General features: G+C 43.2%; 17 protein-coding genes. 10 read left to right on the top strand and 7 right to left on the bottom strand.

What is annotated here, in order from left to right; translation table 11 throughout:
• Positions 1–128: 128 nt before the first annotated feature.
• Together V7K32_RS23050 and V7K32_RS23055 are read left to right on the top strand one after the other, a co-directional pair.
• A complete protein-coding gene (locus tag V7K32_RS23050) occupies positions 129–1,652 on the top strand; it encodes a beta strand repeat-containing protein (protein WP_334996296.1) in 1,524 nt (507 codons plus the stop codon).
• A gap of 295 nt (positions 1,653–1,947) precedes the next feature.
• Entirely contained in the window at positions 1,948–2,118 is a 171-nt protein-coding gene (locus tag V7K32_RS23055; protein WP_334996298.1) for a hypothetical protein, read from the top strand.
• 64 nt (positions 2,119–2,182) lie between these two features.
• Here the strand turns inward: V7K32_RS23055 and V7K32_RS23060 are convergent, their stop codons facing one another.
• From V7K32_RS23060 to V7K32_RS23080, 5 genes are all read right to left on the bottom strand, one after another.
• Positions 2,183–4,768: a CHAT domain-containing protein gene (locus tag V7K32_RS23060; protein WP_334996300.1), complete on the bottom strand. Its 2,586-nt coding sequence runs from the start codon at positions 4,766–4,768 to the stop codon at positions 2,183–2,185.
• A 54-nt stretch (positions 4,769–4,822) separates the two neighbouring features.
• The gene (locus V7K32_RS23065; protein ID WP_334996302.1) at positions 4,823–9,409 is read right to left on the bottom strand and encodes a two-partner secretion domain-containing protein; all 4,587 of its coding nucleotides are present in this window, start codon (positions 9,407–9,409) and stop codon (positions 4,823–4,825) included.
• A 130-nt stretch (positions 9,410–9,539) separates the two neighbouring features.
• Positions 9,540–10,922, bottom strand: a complete 1,383-nt coding sequence (locus V7K32_RS23070; RefSeq protein ID WP_334996304.1) for an HlyD family secretion protein — start codon at positions 10,920–10,922, stop codon at positions 9,540–9,542.
• A gap of 6 nt (positions 10,923–10,928) precedes the next feature.
• Positions 10,929–13,145: a peptidase domain-containing ABC transporter gene (locus V7K32_RS23075; RefSeq protein WP_334996306.1), complete on the bottom strand. Its 2,217-nt coding sequence runs from the start codon at positions 13,143–13,145 to the stop codon at positions 10,929–10,931.
• Positions 13,146–13,322: 177 nt separating this feature from the next.
• Positions 13,323–13,760: a hypothetical protein gene (locus V7K32_RS23080; protein WP_334996308.1), complete on the bottom strand. Its 438-nt coding sequence runs from the start codon at positions 13,758–13,760 to the stop codon at positions 13,323–13,325.
• 1,278 nt (positions 13,761–15,038) lie between these two features.
• Here V7K32_RS23080 and V7K32_RS23085 point away from each other — a divergent pair.
• Positions 15,039–15,539, top strand: coding sequence for a helix-turn-helix domain-containing protein (locus V7K32_RS23085; RefSeq protein ID WP_334996310.1), 501 nt, complete (start codon positions 15,039–15,041; stop codon positions 15,537–15,539).
• A 176-nt stretch (positions 15,540–15,715) separates the two neighbouring features.
• Here the strand turns inward: V7K32_RS23085 and V7K32_RS23090 are convergent, their stop codons facing one another.
• Positions 15,716–16,528 carry an SDR family oxidoreductase gene (locus V7K32_RS23090; RefSeq protein WP_334996312.1) on the bottom strand — a complete coding sequence of 271 codons (813 nt, stop codon included), beginning with the start codon at positions 16,526–16,528 and terminating at the stop codon, positions 15,716–15,718.
• 1,049 nt (positions 16,529–17,577) lie between these two features.
• Here V7K32_RS23090 and V7K32_RS23095 point away from each other — a divergent pair.
• The 7 genes from V7K32_RS23095 (at position 17,578) to V7K32_RS23125 (ending at position 23,778) form a co-directional block, all read left to right on the top strand.
• Positions 17,578–18,072, top strand: a complete 495-nt coding sequence (locus V7K32_RS23095; protein ID WP_334996314.1) for a DUF2231 domain-containing protein — start codon at positions 17,578–17,580, stop codon at positions 18,070–18,072.
• The gene (locus tag V7K32_RS23100; RefSeq protein ID WP_334996315.1) at positions 18,069–18,674 is read left to right on the top strand and encodes a DUF2231 domain-containing protein; all 606 of its coding nucleotides are present in this window, start codon (positions 18,069–18,071) and stop codon (positions 18,672–18,674) included. The genes V7K32_RS23095 and V7K32_RS23100 overlap by 4 nt, the downstream gene beginning before the upstream one ends.
• A 15-nt stretch (positions 18,675–18,689) precedes the next feature.
• Entirely contained in the window at positions 18,690–19,610 is a 921-nt protein-coding gene (locus tag V7K32_RS23105; protein ID WP_334996317.1) for a cytochrome c oxidase subunit II, read from the top strand.
• Positions 19,600–21,261 carry a cytochrome c oxidase subunit I gene (ctaD, locus tag V7K32_RS23110; RefSeq protein ID WP_334996319.1) on the top strand — a complete coding sequence of 554 codons (1,662 nt, stop codon included), beginning with the start codon at positions 19,600–19,602 and terminating at the stop codon, positions 21,259–21,261. The genes V7K32_RS23105 and ctaD overlap by 11 nt, the downstream gene beginning before the upstream one ends.
• A gap of 107 nt (positions 21,262–21,368) precedes the next feature.
• Positions 21,369–22,037: a cytochrome c oxidase subunit 3 gene (locus tag V7K32_RS23115; RefSeq protein WP_334996321.1), complete on the top strand. Its 669-nt coding sequence runs from the start codon at positions 21,369–21,371 to the stop codon at positions 22,035–22,037.
• A 37-nt stretch (positions 22,038–22,074) separates the two neighbouring features.
• A complete protein-coding gene (locus V7K32_RS23120) occupies positions 22,075–22,314 on the top strand; it encodes a hypothetical protein (RefSeq protein WP_334996323.1) in 240 nt (79 codons plus the stop codon).
• A 99-nt stretch (positions 22,315–22,413) separates the two neighbouring features.
• Complete coding sequence (locus V7K32_RS23125; RefSeq protein ID WP_334996325.1) at positions 22,414–23,778, top strand: NAD(P)/FAD-dependent oxidoreductase; 1,365 nt, start codon at positions 22,414–22,416, stop codon at positions 23,776–23,778.
• A 281-nt stretch (positions 23,779–24,059) separates the two neighbouring features.
• Here V7K32_RS23125 and V7K32_RS23130 read toward each other — a convergent pair.
• The coding region (locus tag V7K32_RS23130; RefSeq protein WP_334996327.1) for a DUF4114 domain-containing protein at positions 24,060–25,361 on the bottom strand (1,302 nt) is incomplete at its 5' end.

A 25,361-nucleotide genomic window follows, 5' to 3' on the forward strand; every position in this document is an offset into this window, starting at 1 on the left:
TAAGAAGAAATGTGCAGATGGTAAGGCTTCTAAAAAACTTTTTGGTTTACTGATGCAGTATCTGGTATTATTTTTTAACCTACATGTATAGAAGCTCAGTACTAATCTAAATTTAGAGGATTTTGATTATGCCTAGATTTACGGTTCCACCCAATTTCACAGGCACTGCTGGTTCGGACACAATAGTAGGGGAAGATTTAAATAAATTTCCAGCAATTGGGATTGATATTTTAACTGGAGGTTTCATTTATACAGGCTTAGGATTGGACACCATTAAAGGCAACGGCACTGGCGGTAAAGGGGCTGATGGTGTTATCGGTAAGGACATCAATGGCAGCGAAGGCGGTGCTGGAATCGGCATCAGCAATAATGGCAATCTGAATGCTGGGCCCTGCGATGACGCTATCATCAGCAACGGTATTGGGGGTCTTGGAGGCATCGGCGCGGATGTGCCCCCTCCTAATGATGGTGGTGGCGGCAATGGCGGTGTAGGGACAGGCATCAGCAACAGTGGCAAACTGAATACTGGGTTGGGCAATGACACTATCATCAGCAATGGCACTGGCGGCAACGGCGCAAGCGGCCGCGGTCCATTCTCCATTGGCGGCGGCGGTGGATTTGGGACTGGCATCAGTAACAGTGGCAAACTGAATACTGGGTTGGGCAATGACACTATCACTAGCACTGGTCAGGGCAGCACTAGTGGTGGGACTCGCTATGGCAGCATGGGTGGAGATGGGGTTGGCATCAGCAACACTGGGCAACTGGATACCGGAGACGGAAAAGACACGATCACAGGCATCGGTATTGCCGGGATTCCCGCCAATAATATTCTAGAACCCGGCAATGGCGGTGTAGGGACTGGCATCAGCAATAATGGTAATCTCAATACTGGGGCCGGAAATGACACGATCGCAGGCACTGGTACAGGTACGGGAACTGACCTTGACAGCTTTTTTGGCATCGGCGGTACTGGTGGAACTGGCATTATTAACAGTAAGAAACTGGATACCGGAGACGGAGAAGACACGATCATAGGCACTGGCACTTCTATTGGTATCTATAGGGAAAAAATTGATGATGGAACTGGCATTCAGAACATGAAAGGTGCCACCATCACCACAGGGCAGGGTAACGACACAATTACTGGTTATGGCAATGGTTTAATCCCCGACCTCATCTTCATAGGCATCTCCAACGATGGAGTAATTGATACTGGCAATGGTTGTGACATCCTTACCGGACAGGCTACAGCAAAATTTGGTAGTAATTATGGGAATTATGGCATTTATGGAAAAGGAACTATCAAGACTGGCGATGGCAATGACAAAATTACATCCACCAGTACCATCAATGGAGTTCAACAAAAAGTTACTATTGGTGGCGGTATCAACATTGATCTAGGCACTGGAAATGACTACTTCAAAGGGTTTGGTACTGGGACTGTGGATGGTGGAAAAGGTTTTGACACCTTAGACCTCAGTGCTTTCAATCGTTCTGAACTCACTTTTTCTGGTCTAATTTCGGGCAATGCCCTAAACCCAGCTAACATCAGCTTCAATAACAATGGAAATGTTATTACACTGACCACAACAGGTTTTGAGAATTTTATCTTTGCAGATGGCTCTTTGGACTACAGCACTTTGGTCTAAAACTAAGAATTACAAAGAAAGGCAGAGGGCAGATCGCTTTTAGCGTCTCTCCGAATCCCAAAGGGAGAGGCTAACGCCAAGGGAGAAGGCAGCGATGCTGAAGGTTCATGCTTGCATACACACTCCTAATTTTTCCTCTCTACGAGACGCTCCTCGCGTTTGCTTGAAGTTCTACAGGAACGTAGTTGTTAGGGTCGAGGTGTGTATTACTGCGTCACCCCTGGATAATTCTCAGTTGCGATCGCGTTAGTTTTACGCAAAACTTGCTAATTTCTTTACATAAATTTATCAGCCGATGCGATCAATCGCATTCTTAGTCGATGCGATCGCATTGTCACCCAATACAATCGAATTGTTGGTCAAAACAATGGCATTGCCAGCCGATACAATCGAATTGTCAGTCGATGCAATGGCATTGTCAGCCGATACAATGGCATTGTCAGTCGATACAATCGCATCTGCATAAATAAATGGACAAAAAGTTAACTCCAACTCTTAGCGTGAATCCCACCGCTTCAAGTGGTGATGGCTCAAAGCCAATTACCTAAAAGAACATAGGGGGCCCAAAACCTGGGACGTTTGTACTTGGGATTTTGCAAAAGAGCTAGCTGGGCGTGACGGAGTACTTCAGCTTTAGTTAGATTTTTGTTGCCTAACTCTTGGTAAAATTGATTCATCAACACAGCAGTAGACTCATCATCCAAGTTCCACAAAGAAGCGATCGTACTGCGTGCTCCTGCTTGAAAAGCAACACCAGCAATTCCTAGTGCAGCTTGTTCGTCCCCGGCGGCTGTTTGACAGGCACTAAGGATGAGCAATTCAATCGCTTCGGGTCTATTTTGCTCTAACGTTCGCACTAACTCATTTAACTTTTTCACATAAATACGCTCATTCCAAGCAACAATAAATGTCTCCTCAGCCTTGGAGCTAAACTGACCATGAGTTGCAAGATGAACGATAGGGAAAGATAGAGAATTAATCCGGTTTTGCAAAGTTTTGCTGGTAAATTCTTGATTCAGAAGGATGCTGCTAGGGACTTGAGAGCGGATTTGTTCTAATTCAAGTTCGACGTTGGGTAGTGCAGAAAATCCTGAACTTGCTTCACTCAATCCTGCGGCTATTACCTTTAATTCCTTCTTTGATGGTTTGGGTTCAATCAGTTGCAGACTGGGGGTGAGTGCAATGTTATACTTTTCAACTAGATATTGTTTGCCATCGTAGAGAACTGCCATCGGAATATTTCGCAACCAACCATCCAGCACAAACACCAAAGTAGGAGTCTTATTTTCAGCTAAGGCAGCTTCAGCAGGTTGAATCAGCCATTTGTAAACCTTCTGGGATAAAGATTGAACCTGTCGCAGCGTGTGTGGTTTGGGTAGATTTTCTTGTAGTTGCGCTAAAGTAGTTTCCAATTCTTTTTCAACTACAGGAGTAGTGTAGTGCAACCAACGCTGTTGAGGCAACTCAACGATCACCTCTAGTCGGTCTGGTAAAATAAATGGATAAATAATTGCTGCCGTTGGATCTTTTTTTGGATTACGGATTTGAGCATTTAAGCAGTTGTTGCGAAAGAAGTTTTCTAGTTCTGCTATTTGGAGTGATTCGATTGTATTGCTGGCTTTTGCGAGATTTTCTGAGCTAACTTGATTACCCTGAGATTGCAAAAGTAAATCAACTAACTGGCGATAAACCGGTTCAACTTCTTCTCGAAAGGAAAATTTCACCGCAGAATTGACAGCAAATAAATCACTGCGGAGGGTTTGGAGGTTATTAACTGCTTCTGTGTAAGCTGCTACTGCTCCTTTTATATCTCCTTTAGTTTTAAGTAAACGTCCTAGTTGCCATTGCCATTGATAGCCAATGTCTTTAGCATCGATATCTTGAGCAATAAGCAAGGCTTGTTGGGTGAGGTTTTGAGCATCAGACAACTGTTGAGTTTGTTCGTAAACTTGGCCTAAAACACCAATAGCATAGGATTGGGTGCGTTTATCTTGTAAACTTTTTGCTTGCTCAATAGCAGTTGCTAGTAATTGGGCAATATCCAACCATGAGTCCGTGTCTGCGGCGGTTTTTTTTCGGAATTGCATTAGACTTTGGGCAAAGTTAATCCGCGCAGAAATTGCTGTCCGACTAATGGGTAAGTCGTTAAGCTGAGTTTTAATTTGGAAGGACAATGTTTGGAAAGCTGACAATTGCTCAGTTTTCAGCAGTAATCTTAGTTGATTGGCTTGAGCTTGGATGCGTGTAGTGGGTGAGGTTGCAGTTTTGATAGTTTGTTGATAATATTTTATAGCTGTTTGCGTGTCTTGCTGAACACGGGCTGTATTACCCAGACTGAGGAGAATATCAGCGATCGCTTTTTGATCTGGCAACGATGAAGCTAATTCTAAACTTTGCTGCAATATCTGCCGAGATGTTTCTAAATCACCAGTGACTTGCACGACATTGCCAAGACTATGCAAAGCTGCGACTTTCACAGGAGAGTTGGGTTGACTTTGGAGAATCTGGGTACTTTCTCTTAATGTCTTCTCGGCTTGCCGATAAAACCCTAAAGCTTGCAAAGCTTGGGCTTGGTTAATCCGATTTTGAATAACCGCCCTTTGATTGCCGATTTTTGTATAAATGTCAAGTGATACTCGCCAAGTATCTAAGGCATCTTCAGCTTTGCCTTGAGCCAATTGCAGGCGACCTTTGATATCTAGAACTTGGGCTAGAATTTGCGAAGAGTCTTTGGTGTCTATATTTTGAGTAGTTTGTAATAAGTTGAGACTTTGAGCGATCGCAGTTTCTGCCTCTGACCACCGTCCCAATTGCTGATAAGCTAATGAGAGATTACCCAGTGCGATCGCTTGCCTCAATTCCTCCCCATTAGCTTGTAATGCAGAGATAGCCTGTTGCCAAGAAGTAGCAGCTTCAGCAAACCGTTCGGCTTCATAAAATTTACTGCCCTGCTCGAGGAAGTTTTTGGCATTTAGCAAGCTTTGAACACTAGAGTTTTCCGCAGTTACGGATGCGAAAGTAGGGGGCAACAAAAGAGCGCCTAAGAACATAGCCAAAAGCAGCAGTACACTTAAAAGGCGCTTGATTTTCCGTAATCTAGATTTTTTTATTGTCATGTTTTTGCCCCCACTTGCACCGCGTTTTTACTAAAAATAGACAGTGTAAGTTGCTCAACCTCCCTGACGTTGATTAAACACACGACAATCGGCTGGATTCTGCCAGGAAGAATGAGGTGTGAGGGTGGGTGCAGAGCTAGTGAGAATTATATCGCCATTAGCAGCGATCGCCCAACCAGTAGCTTCTACTATGGGAGTTGGTGTTGGCTTAATCGAATTTGTGGAAACTGCTGGAGTAGAGGGTTTACCTACTTCTCGGTTGCTCCCCACCAAATCTACCTGCACTGCGTCAGCGTTGAGGGCTTCACCCGGATTAGGTGGTAAGCCGCCGCGTCCAGTAATTGTAAAACTGCTCTTAGTTACAGCACTACCTGCGGTACAAGTCTGTGCTACTTGGGTATCAACTGGTACGGTTGGCAAGTTAACTAAGCCACCGTTAGGGTCAATATCCGGCGTGTTAAGTTCTACAGTGCCGTTTATACCAAACTTAGAACTAGCGGTGATATCACTAAAGAGAGTTGGGAACTGGCGGGGTTGAATGCCATAAATACCAAAGGCTTGAATATCTACTCTTCCACCGTTGCCTGTGTAAGCATTAGCAGTGATGTCGCTATTTTCGCTTGGGACAGCAACAATGAAGCCGGACGGGGCTTTGATGGTGATGTTGCCACCATTACCACCAGCTTGTGCTGTGCCTGCGGTGGTAGAAATTTGAGCGCCACGACGGAGAAGAAGTAAATCAGTTTGTAAGTTGATGTCGCCACCGTTACCTGATGCAGATTGGGCGTTGAGTCTGCCACCGTTATCTAAGGTAACTCTAGGTGAGGTGACAAGAATATCTCCAGCAGTACCCGTCGTACTTTCGGAGTTAACGAACAAGCCACTGGTAAAGTTGGCACTCTTGCCAGAAATGGTGAAAAAATCAGCAGCATTAACTTTAATTGTGCCTGCATTCCCTTCTCCAAAAGTTGAGCCTTCAAGTAAAGCGCCATCTCGTAATGAGAAGGAACCAGAATCGATAGTAATGTTACCGCCATTGCCAACTGTCCTAGTTTTTACACTGCTAAGAATCCCACTGGCAAAACCGTTTTTCTCCCCAGCAATATTAACAGCGCCAGTTACATTAACATTTATATTCCCCGCATCACCCCGTCCTGCTGGCTGGGTAGCAGATGCACCACGAGTACTGGTTGCCAGTTGAGCGCCATCAATGAGTGATAATGTTGCAGCATTGATATCGATATTGCCTCCCTTACCTACACCCCCAGAATCCACCGTGCTGAGGATGGAAGCATTATCTGCAAGAGAAACAGCATCAAGTACCCGCACTATCACATTCCCCGCATTTCCTTGTCCAGAAGTTGAGGCTTCAAGTTGAGCGCCATCGCGTAATGAGAAGGAACCAGAATCGATAGTAATGTTACCGCCATTGCCAACTGTCCCCGTTCCGACAGTGCTGAAAATCGTACTAACAAAACCGTTTTTCTCCCCAGCAATATTAATAGCGCCAGTTACATTAACATTTACATTCCCCGCATTTCCTTGTCCAAGGGTTGAGGCAGAAAGTTGAGCGCCATCACTTAGAGAGAAAGAACCAGAATTGATAGCAATGTTACCCCCATTACCAAGTGTCCCAGTTTGCACAAAGCTAAGAATCCCGCTGATAAGACCATTTTTCTCCCCAGCAATATCAACTTTCCCAGTTACATTAACATTTATATTCCCCGCATCGCCCCGCCCTGCTGGCTGGGTAGCAAATGCACTCTTAGTAACAGTTTGCAGTTGAGCGCCATCAATGAGTGATAATGTTGCAGCATTGATGTCGATATTGCCTCCCTTACCTACACCCCCGGCTTCCAATGTGCTGAAGATGGAAGCATTATCTGCAAGAGAAACAGCATCAAGTGCCCGCACTGTCACATTCCCCGCATTTCCTTGTCCAGAAGTTGAGGCTTCAAGTTGAGCGCCATCGCGTAATGAGAAGTCACCGGAATCGATAGTAATGTTACCGCCATTACCAAGTGTCCCAATGTCCACAAAGCTAAGAATCCCGCTGATAAGACCATTTTTCTCCCCAGCAATATCAACTTTCCCAGTTACATTAACATTGACATTCCCCGCATCGCCCCGCCCTGCTGGCTGGGTAGCAGATGCACTCTTAGTAACAGTTTGCAGTTGAGCGCCATCAATGAGTGATAATGTTGCAGCATTGATGTCGATATTGCCTCCCTTACCTACACCCCCAGAATCCACCGTGCTGAGGATGGAAGCATTATCTGCAAGAGAAACAGCATCAAGTGCCCGCACTATCACATTCCCCGCATTTCCTTGTCCGAGGGTTGAGGCAGCAAGTTGAGCGCCATCACTTAGAGAGAAAGAACCAGAATCGATAGTAATGTTACCCCCATTACCAAGTGTCCCAGTTTGCACAAAGCTAAGAATCCCACTGGCAAAACCGTTTTTCTCCCCAGCAATATGAACTTTCCCAGTTACATTAACATTGACATTCCCCGCATCGCCCCGCCCTGCTGGCTGGGTAGCAGATGCACTCTTAGTAACAGTTTGCAGTTGAGCGCCATCAATGAGTGATAATGTTGCAGCATTGATGTCGATATTGCCTCCCTTACCTACACCCCCAGAATCCACCGTGCTGAGGATGGAAGCATTATCTGCAAGAGAAACAGCATCAAGTGCCCGCACTATCACATTCCCCGCATTTCCTTGTCCGAGGGTTGAGGCAGCAAGTTGAGCGCCATCGCGTAACGCGAAGGAACCAGAATCGATAGTAATATTACCGCCATTGCCAACTGTCCCCGTTCCGACAGTGCTGAAAATTGTACTAACAAAACCATTTTTCTCCCCAGCAATATTAATAGCCCCAGTTACATTAACATTTATATTCCCCGCATTTCCTTGTCCCAAGGTTGAGGCAGTAAGTTGAGCGCTATCTTGTAATGAGAAAGAACCAGAATCGATAGTAATGTTACCCCCATTACCAAGTGTCCCAGTTTCCACTAAGCTACGAATCCCACTGAGAAAACCGTTTTTCTCCCCAGCAATATCAACTTTCCCAGTTACATTAACATTGACATTCCCCGCATCGCCCCGTCCTGCTGGCTGGGTAGCAGATGCACTCTTAGTAACAGTTTGCAGTTGAGCGCCATCAATTAGTGATAGTGTTGCAGCATTGATGTCGATATTACCTCCCTTACCTACACCCCCGGCTTCCACTGTGCTGAAGATGGAAGCATTATCTGCAAGAGAAGCAGCATCTCGTGCCCGAACTATCACATTCCCCGCATTCCCTTGTCCAGAGGTTGAGGCAGAAAGTTGAGCGCTATCTCGTAATGAAAAAGAACCAGAATCGATAGTAATGTTACCCCCATTACCAAGTGTCCCAGTTTGCACAAAGCTGAAGATCGCACTAAAAAAACCATTTTTCTCCCCAGCAATATCAACTTTCCCAGTTACATTAAGATTGATATTCCCCGCATTCCCTTGTCCAGAAGTTAAGGCTTGAACTTGAGCACCATCTTGTAACGAGAAAGAACCAGAATCGATAGTAATGTTACCCCCATTACCTTTTGACCCCAAACCCACAAGATTGCGAACATCACTTCCACCTGCAACTTTGATTTCTCCGGTAGCATTTAGCGTAATATCTCCTGCAACAGTTTCAGATGTCTTCAAACCTTCCCCAATTCCAGCACTTAGGACAGTTCCTTCTAAAATCTCTAGATTTCTGGCATTTACTGCAATATTACCGCCACCAGCGCCTTCTACATATATCGCAGCTAGATTAGTAAGGGATACCGAAGTTCGTGCAACATTCTCAGGAAATTTCAAGCTGAGATTATCACCATCTACACCCAGCGCTACACTACCAGGTTCCGCCAATCCTCCTAACTCAACTCGTCCACCACTAGCATTTAATTCTCCCCCATCCATGCTGACATTACCACCCACCAGCAGTAAACTTTTTCCATCTGGTACTCGTAAACCAAATGCATCAAAGCCTGCTGTATCTTGTCCTGCAAATGCAACTGAGTTATTTTGAATCGCTGCGTTTTGATTAATCTGATTAAACACCAATGCTGAAGGATTAATAGTCAACAACGGTGAAGGGATATTTTTATTAGTAGCACTAAAAAAACCTTGATTTCCAAATTGCAGTGCATTCGCTGTTGTCGCAACAAAAGAACCACCAATATTCAATTGAGCATTCTGACCAAAAATAATCCCATTGGGATTAATTAGAAATAGGTTAGCTGTACCATTAGCGCGAATTATCCCATCAATATTAGAAGCTGACCCACCCGTTACCCGACTGATGATATTTTGAATATTCGCAGTATTATTAAATATTGCAGTGCCGCCAGTTGGAACAGAAAACTGCTGAAAACTGTGGAACAAGTTTCTTCCAGCTTGGGTTCCCCCTTCAATGGTACTGATGTTATTCTGTGTTGTAACACTCGAATTATTGGGTAGAGTGCTATCGGGGGTAATTTGGGCAAAAGCACAATTAAAAGAGAAAGCGAATGTTTGCAATACAGCTTCGCCGATCGCACTACCGATCACCAAAAAACTTCCCAGTGCGAATTTCCAGCGCCAATGCTGCCTATATCGCTTCATTCTAGACATTGCAACCCTTAAATAACTAGCAAGAAAACTACACCTTTTTATAAGGATAGATAGAAAACGCACGGTAGGATTGCGAGAAATAGTTACGAATAGTTACGCTGCGATGCCTGCGGCGGGCTACGCCAACGCACTACAAGTCTGCAATCAACCTCGCCTTCCTCAAAAAGAATTGCATCACAGTCTCTTCTCTAGAAATAATATCGACTGTACCCTCCATTCCCAATTGAATAGCACATTGGTGTTTTTCCCTACCTAGAGAAAGGGTTTCTGGCTCAATTATCACCTCATAGAACCCACCAACGGCAGCCATCTTTTGGCTGACAGATGTTGTGTCGGTGGCATTAGCAGCATTCCCTTGAGGTGCGAACGCATCGGCGGAAATCGTCTTAACCTTGCCTTTGAGAGTCCCATAATCTGGATAAGGACAAGCAGAAACCCGCATTTGTACCGTTTGGCCTTGTTTCAATTTATTTTTATCCTGAAGTGCTACTGCTGCCTTAATCTCCAAGGGGGCATCAGTGGGGACAATTTGGGCAATCTCCTGTCCAGCAGGAACTGTTTGACCAGAGTTTCGCAGGTTTAATTTAGAAATAATTCCGTCTGCTGTGGCAGTAATTCTAGTCTGACTGAGGTCGATATTTATTTGTTCGAGTTCGCTCTTGTCGCTCTCTAGCTGTTTTTGGATTTCAATTCGTTGCTGGATTAGAGCAAGGCGTTCTTTATCTAAAGTAGCAATGTTGGCTTGACCGGTAGCTTTTTCTTGGGCAATGCGATTATAAGCGATCGCTACTTGTGCATTACTGGGATTAATAGAAGTTTGGACATTTTGCAATTTGGCTTTAGCCGCTAAGAGTGCTTGTTCTTGCTGGCGAACAGCTAGTTGTGCTTCCTCAAATTGATCTTGAGACAAGGCTCCAGCTTTGGCTACAGTCTGATAACGATTTCGCTTTAACTGGGCAGCTTTGAGACTAGCATCTGCTGCATTTACATTTGCATTCGCTTCTTCGACATCAGTAGCGGTAGTAATAACTTTATCTTGATAGTTCCGGCTGCGATCGCTTAATTCAGCTTCAGCACCAGCAATAACCCGGTTGACGCGCTCAGTTTCAGCTAAAACCTGGTTATTAATGGCATTAATCTGGGCGTTGATTTGAAATAGTTGTAAACGACTTTGCCCAATGTTACTTTGCAGTTGGCTTTTTTTAGTTTGTAGCTTCGAGTTGTCAATAGTGGCAATGACATCCCCTTTTTTGACAACTTGATTCTCTGCAACAAAAACCCGCGTCACCTGACCTTCGGTAGCAGCTTGAACCAGCCGCAATTCCCCAGCAGGACGGACAAGTGCCTGTCCTTTAACCGTCACTTTATATTTGGTAATAGAGGCAAGTGGAACGCCTAACCCCACAGCACAGACAAGAACTAGTCCGCCCCAAGTAGTCCAACGACCAAGCGGCGGGAGAAACTCGTTGTCTTGAATTGGGGGCAAGTAGTCTGAGTTGGAATGGCTAATCATGCTATTTTAGTTAATGATTGTGCTGAATTTACCGTTAGAGTTAGAGGATTTAGACACTAAACCATTTGTAAATGGCTCAACGCCGTCTAAAAAGTCTAAGTGTTCACCAGGTTGATGGCGCAGAGCCTCTGGAGTGCCTTGAATTTTCAAACGTCCTTCTTCCAGCAATACAATCCAATCAGCCCGCCCGATGACTTTGGGGCGATGGCTAATCATAATTGTGGTTTTGCCCAGCCGATGAGATAGCAGTCTATCTAGGAGTTTGGCTTCACTCACTGGGTCGAGAGCGCCAGTAGATTCATCTAAAATTAATATCGGCGGGTCAGTAATTATAGCTCTAGCGATCGCTAATCTTTGTCGTTGTCCACCAGAAAGATTCGCGCCAAATTCGCCTAAAACAGTTTGATACTTATCGGGCAGTTTACTAATAAACTCATCTGCACCAGCAATCTCGCAAGCTTGCACAATTTGTTCAAAGGCTATTTGAGGATAGCTGAAGCGGAAGTTTTCCATAATTGAGCGACTCCAGAAGTGAGGTTCTTGAGGTACTAGCACCACTTGTTGCCGCAGACATTCCATCGAGAGGTCTTGCTGATTATAGATGCCATAGCGGATATTGCCAGATTGGAGGAAATATAAACCAGCAAGCAGTTTGGCGAGGGTACTTTTACCACAACCGGATTTACCAATCAGCCCAATAACTTGACCACCAGGGATAATCAGCGAAAAATCTTGCAGCAAGTCAACTCTACCTGCGTGGTGGAAATTAAGGTTGGTGCAAGTAATATCTATATTGCCCTTAAGTTCTGCCCAAGGCTTTTTCTCGTCTTTGTCGTCTTCGGGGGTAGCATCAATCACCTCCGTCAAGCGTTGGATGACAATCTGGGCAGTGATAAACTCATCAACTAAGCCGATGACTGAACCCAAAAAGCCGAGAAAGTTGCCACTCATCCCACTAAACGCTAGCAACTGACCGATACTCAAAGTGCGATTAATTACCAAGTATGACCCTAACCACAGTAAGGCAATACTAGTAAAAGTAGAAATAATACTGGTGATAGTGCCGCTGTAAAGTCCCAGCTTCATCGTACTCCAGCCCAAGTTAGCAAGCCGACCGTAATTCGCCTGATACTCTTGCCAAGCTTGGGGAGTAGCTTGGGTAGTTTTTAGCACCTGGACACCGCGAAAAGTTTCAACGAGAAAGCCTTGGTTTTCTGTACCCAACACGATCGCACTGCGGGTTTTCTGGCGCAAAGCTGGGAGAAAAAGCAGGTTAACAAGGGTGACAATTATAAAGGCAGCAAGGGAAGCCAAAGTCAGCCCCCAACTGTAAAAGAGCATGAAGCCCAAGGAAACCAAGGCGATAAAAAAATGGCTGGGTAAACCGAGGACAATTTGGGAAACTAGCTGATTGATGTGATTCACATCGGCAATCCGGCTGACTACTTCCCCACTGCGCCGTCCTTCAAAGTACGAGAGGGGCAAACGCAATAGTTGTCGTCCGTATTCTAGAATCAGACCTAATTGCAACCTTTGACCGAAGTGACCAATTAAGTGAGATTGTACCAAACCGATCGCACTGCTAAATAGACTCATAGCGATCGCTCCAATTGCCACCACGGTTAGCAATTGGGTATCTCCCCGCACGAGTACATCATCGGTAAGCAATTGCATCATCAAGGGAGAAACGAGGGAGAGCAGTCCGATGACGATGTTAATTGCGATCGCTTGAATCAGAATAGCGCGATAGGGCAAAACCCGCATCAGATAACGCCCAAAGCCACCAATTTTATCATCTGATTGCTGATAAAAGCGGCTGTCGTCTGGCGTTAGCAGCAGCATGATGCCATTACCCCACCCTTCTAGCAACTCCTCGCGGGTGAGATAGCGGATACCTACACCAGGGTCAGCAATTACATATTTTTTCCCCTTTTGACCGTATAAAACGACCCAGTGGTAGCCTTTCCAGTGAATGATGGCGGGTAGAGGGGCTTTATTTAATTGCTCAAGTAGTTGCACCGAGGCTTTGACTTGACGCGTATTAAATCCTAGAGTTTCTGCACCCCGGCTCAACCCCAGCAAGCTGGTTCCCCGCGATCCTGTACCAACTACTTCCCGCATTCGACTAATGGCAAAAGTGCGTCCGTAGTGTTTGGCAATAGTAGCAAGACTTGCAGCACCACAGTCTTCTTCGCTGTGTTGAAGTACAGTTTGGTATTTCATAACTTAGAACTTACACAAAAGAGAAAGTGAGTCGGGGTGAAAGCCCCGACCAGAGCTAGTTTTCAAAATGTTAGAGGTGTTGACTCAACTTAAAAATGAGTAAGTTAGGTCAACCTAATTAAATTCGTTGGTGCAAAAGTCGGACAAGATTAACAGCGAAAACCTGACACCATCTTGCTAATAGGTTATTCGCCCTGCTATTTTAAACGTAGCAAAGGACGATGGAGAATAAAAGCCTAGCCGGAAAGAGGTTCCATCTTTCACATCCGCCGCCACAGTGATGACACCACGGTAGTTTGCAGGAATAAACCTGTCATAAGTGTTGACCTGACCACCGCTAGGGCGCGGGGCATAAACGTATAAGTCGTAAGGGTTCTTAGTCAGTCGAATTGAAATGTCGTTGAATTGGCGGGTAGTTTTATATACCGTTGGTAATATCCCAGATGCGTAATTAACTGTGCCACTGAAATTTGATACGGCTCCTCCTGCTACAGAAGCAGACTTGTCATCTGAAATATCTTCAATCAGAGAGTCTAAAGCAGCAGTCTTATTATCAACTTGCTTAACGGCAAGAGTTGCATCAATTTGTTTGAAGTATTCTTTGGTGTTTAACATTGTCACTTTCCTTTTCTAGATTGATGTTGATGTGGAATTAGTGATGTATTGTCTAACTGCATTTAAATATTCTGAGATTCATTTTATAAAGTCAAGAGTTTAAAAGTAATTTTATTTGCATAACTAAAGGACTTATGTTTTGATTATTCAAATCTTTTGTATAAAAAATACTTTGATTTTCCAACTTTGTTTTTAAATATAAAAAATTTCATGTAGGAGCGATCGTTTTACGCCCCAACAGGTGTCATGTATATGGTCTTGGCGAGTGTAAGCAGATTATTATGCTCAGATTAGAGCTAGTGCTTCATGTCATTAGTTTTGATGGCTTATGAAAGTTCGTATTAAGCGGATCTAGCCCTTGAAAATCAGCGATAAATCGCTCACTACAAACCTCTCAAATTTAATGACATGAACCACTAATGTTCAGCTTTTAACTTAGATTTCTAAGTGTCTGGCTATTCAAGAGGGCTGCCTATGCCGGCTTGATGTACCGCGTCGATACCCACACATTCAGAGAAGAAGCTAATTTACGGAATCCGTTCTTCACGATAGCTGGTACTTGCAAGTTGTAGAGCTGACCAGGAAACCAGCGCCCAATACTGGGGTAGTTGGTGCCAGGTCCAGAACGAAAGTTTAGGTAAGTAGAGACATCCTTAGTCGTGTACGTTTTAAAAGAGACTCCTCCCTCCATAGTTTCTGCTTCTTCAGGTTTCAATTCAACAATTAGGTGTTCATTATGAAGATAGTTGAGCGTTTCCATCGTTTTATCCTTTAGTGTTGTTAGAGTTCCTTGTTCCTTGTGTCTGAGCACAAATCTCTAGAACTGTTGTCAGAAGACTAGAGCGTGGAATTAGTAATCAATTGTCTAACTCCATTTACATCTTCTGAGATTAAATCAATAAAATCAACGGTCAAAAACTGATTTTATTCGCATAACTCAAGTACTTATGTTTTCATTATTTAATTTTTTTAAATTTCAAGTTGAAGGTATTTTTGTCTTGTAAATTAAAGTGTTTTGACGCTCTGAGATAATCCAAGTCACCCACCTTGATACTGAAGCTATATCTTTGATTTCATCGTCGCTTTTTTATCGCTGCTTTTGACCAGTCACAGCATCAACGCCTGAAAAGCCTAACTTCTGACCATTCATCCGATAATTATAAATTTTTGTAACAAGTTGCAGAATTCATAGACTTTTAATTCCGAGAAGTAAGCAGAGGTTCGCAAAGAAGCTAAACGAACTTCCAAAGAGTGCAAGTTCTACCAAGAGGAATCATTATGGAAAATCCAGGTCTTTGCTTAACACCGTTTCAGCGCAGATACCTACTGAAAAGCTTAGGAAGCGACTTACGTGCAGAATACCGCCGTCGCATTGAAATTATGCTGCTTTTCGATGCAGGTGAATCTCAGGCTCAAATCTGTGAAGCTTTGGGATGTTCTCAAGAGACTGCACGCTACTGGATTACGATCGCCCAAACAGGACAAGCTCACAAATGGAGCGATCGCTTGATGGGACGCCCTAAAACTGTGAATGAGCAATACCTCGTTCGCTTGAAAGAATTGGTAAGTCATAGTCCGCGCCTTGTTGGCTATTCATTTGAACGCTGGACAGCACAATGGTTAAGCAAGCATTTGGCAAAAGAATTGGGAATTAAGGTTAGCAGTTGCCACATTAACCGTTTGCTCAAGGAGATGGGGCTTTCTACCCGACCAAAAGGCAATACAACTAAGCAAGAAACCTTACACCAAAAGGATTTTGACATCGCCCGTCGAGCCTAGTGGACTTCCAAGAAATAAATTACCCAATCTTGTGGGGTATTTTTTTATTTGGAAGTCCCTAGTGGTCTGTCCCATTAATTTTGCGGGGCTGCGAGATCCCCGACTTCGCAGAAGTTGTCGGGGATCTGAACACCACGAACCTCTGAAAACTTTTGGGATAGACTACTAGGAGTAGTTCACCCATTCTCGGTAAACCCTGGATATAAAGTCATGCCACCATCTACAAACAGTGTTGTCCCGTTGACATAATCAGAATCATCAGAAGCCAACCAAACTGCTGCTTTGGCGATATCTTCTACATCACCGACTCGTTTTGATGGAATCAATTGTAATAACTTCGCCTCAGCTTCTGAAGTATCCCAAGCTGATTTATTAATTGGAGTTTTGATTGCACCAGGAGCAATGCTATTAATGCGAATTTTGTGGTGTGCAAGTTCTTGGGCAATACTTTTCATCATCATATTGATACCGCCCTTACTAGCAGCATAATTAACATGACCCGCCCAAGGAATCACTTCATGTACTGAACTCATGCAAATAATCTTACCTGCGGCAGATGAAATCTCCGGTTGCACACCTCGACGCAAGAATTCCTTTGCGGCTTCCCTAGCACATAAGAATTGTCCTGTCAGGTTCACCCCAATGACTGTATTCCATTGGTCAAGGCTCATATCTATAAAAGGTGAATCTTTTTGCAGACCAGCATTGTTCACCAAAATGTCAATCGTTCCGAATTGCTCAATTGTCTGGCTAAACATCGCCTTTACTTGGTCTTCTTTGCTGACATCAGCTTGTATGGCGAAAGCTTCACCATTTGCAGCCTTAATATCATCGACAATTTTTTGGGCTGATTCGGCTTCAGAATTATAGTTAATAGCTACTGCTGCACCTGACAAAGCCAAATTGCGAGCTATAGCTTCACCAATGCCAGAACTAGCACCCGTTACAAGTGCTTTTTGACCTTTGAGCAGGTAAGGAGAATAGCTCATAATATTTCCTCAGAATGTAGAGCTTGAGTGTCTCTGATAGCGAAAACTTACAGCAGAATTCAGAAATCATGAGCGATCGCTGATTTGACAGCCTCAATCACAAAATTGCTTGCTAAATCAATTTATCACATACTTGTATTAACTGCTACTTAATTAATAGTTAATTGTTACGCAAATTTATCAGATTATGGGATTACTTTAAGGGTTTGTAGTGGCGATCGCTTCTAACTATTGGAGTAATAAATATATCTAACTAAAGGCTTAGAAAAATTTTCATTATTGAACAAGGGACTGACAAATAAAAAAATGTTCCAAAACTGACGCAAAAACTCTCTCTATTTCTTCTCTCTGCGTTCTCTGTGCGGCAGTCGCTCATGGGGGAAACCCCCAAGACCGCGCTGCCTTGTCTGAAGTGGTTCGTTTATTGGAATAATTTATTTCTTGTCAGTCCCTAAAATCCTTATAAACCACGTCTATCTTGAAACCTGTAGTTCAACTGTTTTCAAAAGGATTTGCCCTCATCCCCCAACCTATCCCCCATATATAGTCCAAGAGGAGCCAGAATTTCAAACTCCCTCTCCCAGATTTGGGAGAGGGATTTAGGGAGAGGGTGAAAACTACGGTTCTCAACTTAGATTTGGTTTAGCAGCACTTATCTTCTAAAAATACAATAGATTTTATAAAAATTGAAATTTTTGATGTCGGCTTAATTTATACAACAATACGCTTCGGTTAAAGAGAATCGTAGGTTGCGGAGCCACTGCGAAGAAAGTAGTTTCCCGCCGAGCCTTGCAAATGGCGTTTGAAGAACGAAACCCAACATTTTTTCACAGGTCATTTTTACAATCAAAACGATCAAAGATATTAAAATGTGCTTTTTTAGAGAAATCATCCCTAAGATAGTATGTTTTTTTCTAGTTTTTAGATATTCTGTAAGATTATTATTTTTATAACATTTTTCTTAATAAAAAGACTTAAAAATTCAACACTGAATTTTATTTTTACTAACAGAAGTCATCATAGCCCGTAGATACCTTAAGGGAAAAACGATGCTTGGCCTCTCTCTCAATAGTCAAAATCTCCCATATCCAGACCCCATACATCCGATCCTCGTCCACTTTGTAATTGCGATGGTGTTATTTTCGTATATCTGTGACGCGATCGGGTATTTTACCCACAACGTGCGGTTGTTTGAAGTAAGTTTCTGGAATATGTTTGTTGCTTCAGGAGCTATTTTCTTAGCAGTTATCTTTGGTCAATTTGAAGCAGGTCTAGCAAATAATTACGCATCTGTTGAGCCAACACTGAATTTTCACACAGTCATGGGTTGGTCGCTGGCGGCGCTTGTTGTTGCCATCACGGCTTGGCGCTTTGTAATTCGTAACCGCAACTCAAGGAAAGTACCACCTGCTTATCTTGGGGCAGCAACGTTTTTGATTTGTCTGGTATTCTTACAAGTATATTTAGGAAGCAAGCTGTTTTGGGTATATGGTTTGCATGTCGAGCCTGTGGTTGAAGCCATGAAGCAGGGAGTTTCACAATGAACTCGCAACTGATTGACTCTTTGAGGTTGCGTTTGGGTGCAAACGGACTACCCTATGAAATTCCCATGCATCCTCAGTTGGTGCATCTGACATTGGGTTTGTTCATCATCGCCATCTTATTTGATATAGCAGGAGCTATTTTTCCCATAGAACGACCAATATTGAAATTTTTGGGTTTAACTGCCATCCGTTCTAGCTTCTTTGATGTTGGCTGGTACAACCTAGTAGGAGCGGCTATTGTGACATTTTTCACTGTCGCATTTGGTTTTTTTGAGCTACTGCTAGCAAACCCAGCAGTGAATCAAAAAAGTGATTGGGGGTTGAGTCCTGGTTGGACAATGCTATTGCATGGTTTAGGCGGTGTTTCGCTGTTGGGGATGATCGTTGCCATGACTGTATGGAGAGGTTTACAACGCTATCGCTGGCGTCAAGATGCTTCCAGGCAAGTGCAGTGGAGCTACTTGTTAGCAGGTATTGCAATGATGGGGATATTTTTTGTCCACGGAACTTTAGGGGCGCATCTAGGAGAGCAGTTCGGGATTCACATTACTGCTGCTGAGTTACTCAAAAACGGCAAAGACCCGAATTTACTGCTTAAATAAACAAAATATAATATTATGGTTAGATTTTTAGAATATTTCCTAATAGCTGGTTGTATTGCAGTTTTGCTTGTCTTCAGTCATTGGATTGGGCAGCAAGCGTATTCTTGGATGCCTGTTGAAGCTACAGCAGAAGCACAAAAGGTAGATTATTTGTTTAGCTTTTTAGTCTCAGTGGGAGCATTCGTCTTCCTTGGGCTTGTTGGCATGATGGTGTATTCAGTAATTTTTTTCCGGGCATCTCCAAAAGACTACAGTGAAGGACACCCCTCTAGAGGTGATGTCAGGCTAGAAATTTTGTGGACGGTAACCCCAACTCTACTGGTATTGTGGATTGCTTTCCAAGGCTTTAATATTTATCAGCAGTTAGATATCACAGGTTTGCAGCAAATTGTACATTTGCATACGCCTCTAGAAGAACCAGCCTACGCCGAATCAAGTGACAACAAACCCAAACCAGCATCTGAAACTATTCGTGTTTTTGTCAAGCAATGGGATTGGTCTTTCCAATATCCAAATAATCTCACTAGTAATGAATTACACCTACCTGTAAACCTTCCGACTCGTCTAAATATGCACGCCAAAGATGTGCTTCACAGTTTTTACGTCCCAGAATTCCGCTTACAGCAGTATATTGTCCCCGGACGCAATATTGATATTGTGCTAACGCCCATTCGCACAGGTAAATACCATTTAAAAGATTCTCTATTTAGCGGTACTTACTTTGCTTTGATGGATGCAAATGTATACGTTGAATCCCAAGAAGCATATAACCAATGGCTCACCCAGACTGCTGCTCAACAACCAACAGCAACAAATCAAGCAGTTGCCGAGCATACACAAACGACGAAGGCATGGTTTAAAACTAGCTGGTACACTGTCACACCAGCGCAACCATCAATAATTACAGGTGAAAGGAAAGTGAATAATGACACATGATTCTACTGCAAATATAGCTGAGGCTAACGAATCTCTAAATAACTGGCGACCCTACTTCAGCTTCAGCACCGATCATAAAGTTATCGGTGTTCAGTACATGGTGACGACCTTCATTTTCTTTCTGATTGGTGGGCTGTTAGCAATGCTCATCCGGGCTGAACTGATTACGCCGGCATTAAATGTAGTAGACCGTCCCCTCTACAACGGCTTGTTTACCATGCACGGGACAATCATGATTTTCCTATGGATTATCCCCTTTAATGCAGGTATTTCTAACTACCTAGTACCGTTGATGATTGGAGCGCGGGACATGGCTTTTCCCCTGCTCAATGCCATCTCTTTTTGGATAATTCCACCTGCTGGTATTTTGCTAGTGTCTAGCTTTTTGCTACCCAATGGTCCAGCACAGTCCGGTTGGTGGTCTTATCCACCAGTTAGTCTGCAAATTCCCCCCGGTCAACCGATTAATGGTGAATTGATTTGGATTGTCAGTTTGGTGCTGCTAGGCATTTCTTCTATCATGGGGGCTGTCAACTTTGTCACTACCATCTTTTGGATGCGGGCACCGGGGATGACATTTTTCCGAATGCCTGTGTTTGTTTGGTCAGCTTTCAGCGCTCAGTTATTGCAACTGATTAACTTGCCTTCGTTGACAGGTGCATTGATATTACTGTTATTTGACCTGAATTTTGGTACGCATTTCTTCAAACCGTTGGAAAATGGCGACCCGATAATTTATCAACATCTATTTTGGTTTTACTCTCATCCAGCAGTTTACATCATGGCGCTACCAGCCTTCGGGATTTTTGCGGAGGTTCTGCCTGCGTTTTCTCGTAATCCCTTGTTTGGCTATCGGTCATTAGCTATTGCTACTTTAGGTATTGCTTTAGTGAGCATCTTTGTTTGGGTACATCACATGTTTACCAGTGCTACCCCAGACTGGATGCGGATGACTTTCATGTTTACATCAATGTTAGTTGCTGTACCCACTGGTGTAAAAGCATTCGGTTGGACTGCTACCATTTGGAAGAGTAAGCTGCATTTAGAAACACCGATGCTGTTTGCGATGGGAGGTGCGGCAATGTTTATTTTCGCTGGGATTACCGGAGTTATGCTTGCCGCAACCCCGTTTGATATTCACGTCCACAACACTTACTTTGTAGTGGGTCATTTCCACTACGTTGTTTTTAATACCATCACGATGGCAATCTTTGCTGCCATTTATTTCTGGTTTCCCAAGATAACTGGGAGAATGTATGCCGAAGGATGGGGTAAGTTGCATTTCTGGTTAACCTTTATTGGTGCTAACCTCACCTTTTTTCCGATGCACCCATTGGGTTTACAAGGAATGGTGCGCCGCATTGCTTCCTATGAACCACAGTATCAGGGATTGAATATTATAGCTAGCCTTGGGGGTTTCTTGTTGGGAGTATCTACACTGCCCTTTATTGCTAACATTGTCGGTTCCTGGCTATATGGCCCAAGGGCAGTTAACAATCCTTGGCACGCCACGGGACTGGAGTGGACAACCACCTCACCACCACCAGCAAATAACTTTGAGGAAATTCCAATAGTGATAAAACCACCCTACGACTATGGCGATCCCAAATATTCAGTTATCGAAGATTCCGACAACGGTGAATCAGTGTAATAGGGATGAGAAAGAAGAGGACAAGGGGACAAGGAGAATAATTCTTAACTCTTAACTCTTAACTCAGCACTCTCAATACCCAATCTCCAATCCCCAATCCCTAACCTATGACCCGTCGCCCCATCCATATAGATGAAAGTCCCATCCGTTTTGAGCGGTTGCATCGCCGCCTACCAAATTGGTTACAACGCTTTTTGCCAAATGGTGGTGGAAACTCTGAAGACCATCATGGCAAAGGGATGTTTGGGTTTACCGTGTTTTTGCTGTCAGAAAGCTTAATTTTTTTGAGTTTCATCTTTACATATATTGCTCTGCGGTTGACGCACTCAAAAGATTGGCTTCCACCCGGTATTTCTGGCCCAGAATTGTCTACCTTCGTTATTATTAATACGGTGGTATTGCTTTCTAGCAGCTTGGTGATCCAACTAGCAGAAAATGCTCTCAAGCGTGGCAAGCTCAAAAAATTTCGCTGGATGTGGCTGATGACAATTTGCATGGGAACCTACTTCTTAATTGGCCAAGCAATTGAGTGGAGTAAACTTGATTTTAAGTTAAGCACAGGACTTGTTGGTTCAACATTTTACTTATTAACGGGTTTCCACGGTCTGCATATTCTTAGTGGTGTGATTCTCCAAATAATTATGCTTGTGCGTTCTTTCATTGTAGGTAACTATAACAAAGGACACTTCGGTGCAAGTACGACAACTTTATTTTGGCACTTTGTGGATATAATTTGGGTGTTTTTATTCTCATTTCTCTACCTTTGGAAAGCATAATTAATCAGAAAATCAAAGTATTTTAAGGAGTAATTTTATGAAGTTATTAGCGCAAGAATTACCATCTCCAAAAGCAATCCAAGAAACTCCAGCACCTGGTAATAACCAAGACCCACTCATTGCTCGTGGGTTACAAAAAGAGCAGTATATTGGGATTATCGGGCTAGCGATCGCACTCGTTGCTGCTGTGGGATTTTTTAGCCGCAGAGTTGAATATGCTATAATGTTCGCTATTTTTCTTAGCGCCCTTCTGATTGGTTTCTTCTTATTGGTATAGCTAATTTCTCATTAGTTATTTGTTATTTTGCTCTTAAAGCGCCTTTGCGCGATCAAAAAGAATTCAAACACCTAACAAATTAGCAATTCAAAGGTTTTTATGAACAGCCCAGTTTATCAAACGGTGATTATCGGCGGTGGTTTTACCGGTTTATTTACAGCCTTACACCTAGCTCATGAACATTATCCTCGCTCTGTGGTCTTGATTGATAAAAATGAGCGTTTTTGCTTTAAGCCATTACTTTATGAGTATTTCGATGGCGAAATGGATAGCTTTCAAGTATTACCGCGTTTTTCGGAATTACTTAAAGGTAGTGGTGTCATCTTTGTTCAAGATGCAGTACAGTCTATAGATTTGCATCAACGGGAAGTTAAATTAGCATCAGGAAACTCTTATAATTACAGTAACTTAGTATTAGCTTTGGGTAGCGTTACTACCTATCATCATGTTGAGGGTGCGAATGTTAATGCTTTTGCTTTCTGGACGGAAGCAGATGCGATCGCTCTTGAGCGTCATTTACGCGACTGTTTACAAAAAGCCATCCAAACCGAAGATGTAGAACAACGCCGAAAACTATTAACAGTAGTCGTAGTTGGTGGTGGTGCAAGTGGTGTAGAAATGGCGGCTACCTTAGCAGATTTGCTTCCACATTGGTATAGCGCTTTGGGAGGAAATTCTGCTGACATCCGTGTAATTATACTCAATCATGGTCAAAAAATTCTTGATGGCGATATTAACGATCCACTACGCCCAATTGCTGAGACAGAATTACAAAAACGCACTATCCCAATTGAAATCCTCACGGGAGCAGAAGCCACTGCTATTCACCCCAATACAATTGAATATAAGAGCAATAATCAAGTTCACACAGTGCCAACATACACCGCTATTTGGACTGCTGGTACTTCCATTCATCCACTGATTCAAGATTTAGCAATTCCCCAAGAACATCGGGATCATCATAATCGTCCCCTAGTTACTCCCACCATGCAACTGCTCGACTTCCCAGAAGTTTTTGCAGGTGGTGATTGTGCAGCAGTTCAAGATAGTTCGCTACCACCAACAGCCCAAGTTGCTTATCAACAAGGAGCTAATATTGCTAGGAATTTGAAAGCGATCGCTCTAGGAGAAGAACTCAAACCTGCTAAAGTTAACATCCGGGGAACTTTGTTAAAGTTGGGGATAAATGATGCTGCTGTCAACTTGTTAAATGTTTTTGAAGTTGGAGGCGAACCTGCACATTTAATCCGTCAAGCCACTTATTTAACGCTATTGCCAACACCAATTCATGACTTTAAAGCAGCAACTGAATGGGTAGATGAAAATATTTTTCATCAGCACCTCGACCCTCAAGATGTAGGGAAAAAAGTGGTGCAAGCAGTTGAATTAGTTGGTGCTGGAGTTGTAGGTGTTTTAGTTGCCAGAAAATTATTAAAAATGTTGGGAGACGAGGAAAAAAGTTAAACATAAGAAAAAACCTCACCCTCAATCCCTCTCCTTACTAAGGAGAGGGATTGAGGGTGAGGTTTTATATTTAATTTGACCCACTTACTTATCATGTGCGCTTGATTACTTATTGTGCAGTTTGTTGGGTAACACGAATGTTCAACCCAACCTACAAATATTTTTAACCGAACCGTATAGCCCCAACCCCTAAGTGCAGGCTCTTAGGGGAACTCCTGGTTTAATAAGTAATCAAGCGAACATCCTCTAAGAGGAGCCAGTGCAATTTTCTGCCAAGATGACTAAACTGTAGTTGTCAAATTAACTTTGATAATCAGATCATTGAAATCCTTGTCGCCACCACCAGGCAAATCCTCAAAGCCAAAGGTATTACTTGCTAACATGCGAATGTGAGCCGATTTATCAGAATTAGCACCCAAGAATGGAAAATAAACCGCCGGATCGTTATTAGAATCCTTATCTAAAAGCGCATCAGGGCTACCGTTAACAATAATAAAGGGAACAAAAATCGCCCCAGGTTGGAAAGTACCACTCAAAGTAGCACTACCTTCATTACTCACACTCAAATCAATACCAGCAATCCTACCACGCACAGCAGCCTGAGTATAACCAGCCTGTCCGGTGAGAATATCAGGCTTGCCGTCGCCATTGGTATCAATTCCACCATTTTCATCAGTTACCTGATAGAACCCGACGTAATTGTTGTAAGACGCCTCTCTATAAACGTTAAATTTAGCGTTGACTGATTGTTTGACATCTCGCAAATCAATCACTTCCCCTTGGAATTTATCTTGGAGATTTGTACCCAAAGGTAAAGCTTGATCTGTCTGTTTAATTTTCACTACCAGATCATTAAAATCTGTAGAACTGTTACCAGAAGTATCCTTCCAACCTAGAGAGAAACCATCATCACCCAACTTTGTAATTTTTTGGGTTGAGACACTAGAAAACAGTAATTTTCCGATGGAATTAGGATCGTTGCGTACAGCATCAAGCGTACCGTCTTGGACTAATAAGAATCTAAAACTCTGACCAGAATTTAATTCCAGCAGACTGCTGAGATTATTGTAGTCAAATCCATTAGGAGTATTAGCGATCGCGGATAAAATTACCTTTGACCGTTTTAAAGCTGCTTTGGCATAACCTTCAGCACCAGGGGCAATACCGTCAATCATACCTTTAGCATCATCAACAGTAAATAAACCCAGTTCATTCACCTTCTTAGAACTGTGTCCAGTGAGTTTTATTTCCAGTTTGACTTTGACATTATTAGCTGTAATGTTAAAGACATCATCATCCGGGTTAGTAAGACGGGTGGGTGTTTCAACATTATTATTAACATTAATAGTCAATCTCTTCTCAAAGGTGAGATTACCATCATCAGTGGTGCGGACGCGGATTTTATAACTAGACTTAGTTTCAAAGTTGGGGGAAGTATTAATTTCCAGGCTAGTGCCATTAATTGTGAAGGCATTGTTATCAGTATCGCCAGTACCTTTAACTAAGCTATAGGTGAAGGTGTTACTATCTGGGTCGGTGCTGCTGAATGTGCCGATGGCGGTGTTGGCTGCCACATTTTCATC

Source organism: Nostoc sp., from assembly GCF_036917635.1.
Classification (GTDB): Bacteria; Cyanobacteriota; Cyanobacteriia; order Cyanobacteriales; family Nostocaceae; genus Nostoc.

What these genes read in the sequence shown, in the direction of transcription:
- V7K32_RS23050 (WP_334996296.1), top strand. Translation starts at nt 129, where the DNA reads ATGCCTAGATTTACGGTTCCACCCAATTTCACAGGCACTGCTGGTTCG.
- V7K32_RS23055 (WP_334996298.1), top strand. Translation starts at nt 1,948, where the DNA reads ATGCGATCAATCGCATTCTTAGTCGATGCGATCGCATTGTCACCCAAT.
- V7K32_RS23060 (WP_334996300.1), bottom strand. Translation starts at nt 4,768, where the DNA reads ATGACAATAAAAAAATCTAGATTACGGAAAATCAAGCGCCTTTTAAGT.
- V7K32_RS23065 (WP_334996302.1), bottom strand. Translation starts at nt 9,409, where the DNA reads ATGTCTAGAATGAAGCGATATAGGCAGCATTGGCGCTGGAAATTCGCA.
- V7K32_RS23070 (WP_334996304.1), bottom strand. Translation starts at nt 10,922, where the DNA reads ATGATTAGCCATTCCAACTCAGACTACTTGCCCCCAATTCAAGACAAC.
- V7K32_RS23075 (WP_334996306.1), bottom strand. Translation starts at nt 13,145, where the DNA reads ATGAAATACCAAACTGTACTTCAACACAGCGAAGAAGACTGTGGTGCT.
- V7K32_RS23080 (WP_334996308.1), bottom strand. Translation starts at nt 13,760, where the DNA reads ATGTTAAACACCAAAGAATACTTCAAACAAATTGATGCAACTCTTGCC.
- V7K32_RS23085 (WP_334996310.1), top strand. Translation starts at nt 15,039, where the DNA reads ATGGAAAATCCAGGTCTTTGCTTAACACCGTTTCAGCGCAGATACCTA.
- V7K32_RS23090 (WP_334996312.1), bottom strand. Translation starts at nt 16,528, where the DNA reads ATGAGCTATTCTCCTTACCTGCTCAAAGGTCAAAAAGCACTTGTAACG.
- V7K32_RS23095 (WP_334996314.1), top strand. Translation starts at nt 17,578, where the DNA reads ATGCTTGGCCTCTCTCTCAATAGTCAAAATCTCCCATATCCAGACCCC.
- V7K32_RS23100 (WP_334996315.1), top strand. Translation starts at nt 18,069, where the DNA reads ATGAACTCGCAACTGATTGACTCTTTGAGGTTGCGTTTGGGTGCAAAC.
- V7K32_RS23105 (WP_334996317.1), top strand. Translation starts at nt 18,690, where the DNA reads ATGGTTAGATTTTTAGAATATTTCCTAATAGCTGGTTGTATTGCAGTT.
- ctaD (WP_334996319.1), top strand. Translation starts at nt 19,600, where the DNA reads ATGACACATGATTCTACTGCAAATATAGCTGAGGCTAACGAATCTCTA.
- V7K32_RS23115 (WP_334996321.1), top strand. Translation starts at nt 21,369, where the DNA reads ATGACCCGTCGCCCCATCCATATAGATGAAAGTCCCATCCGTTTTGAG.
- V7K32_RS23120 (WP_334996323.1), top strand. Translation starts at nt 22,075, where the DNA reads ATGAAGTTATTAGCGCAAGAATTACCATCTCCAAAAGCAATCCAAGAA.
- V7K32_RS23125 (WP_334996325.1), top strand. Translation starts at nt 22,414, where the DNA reads ATGAACAGCCCAGTTTATCAAACGGTGATTATCGGCGGTGGTTTTACC.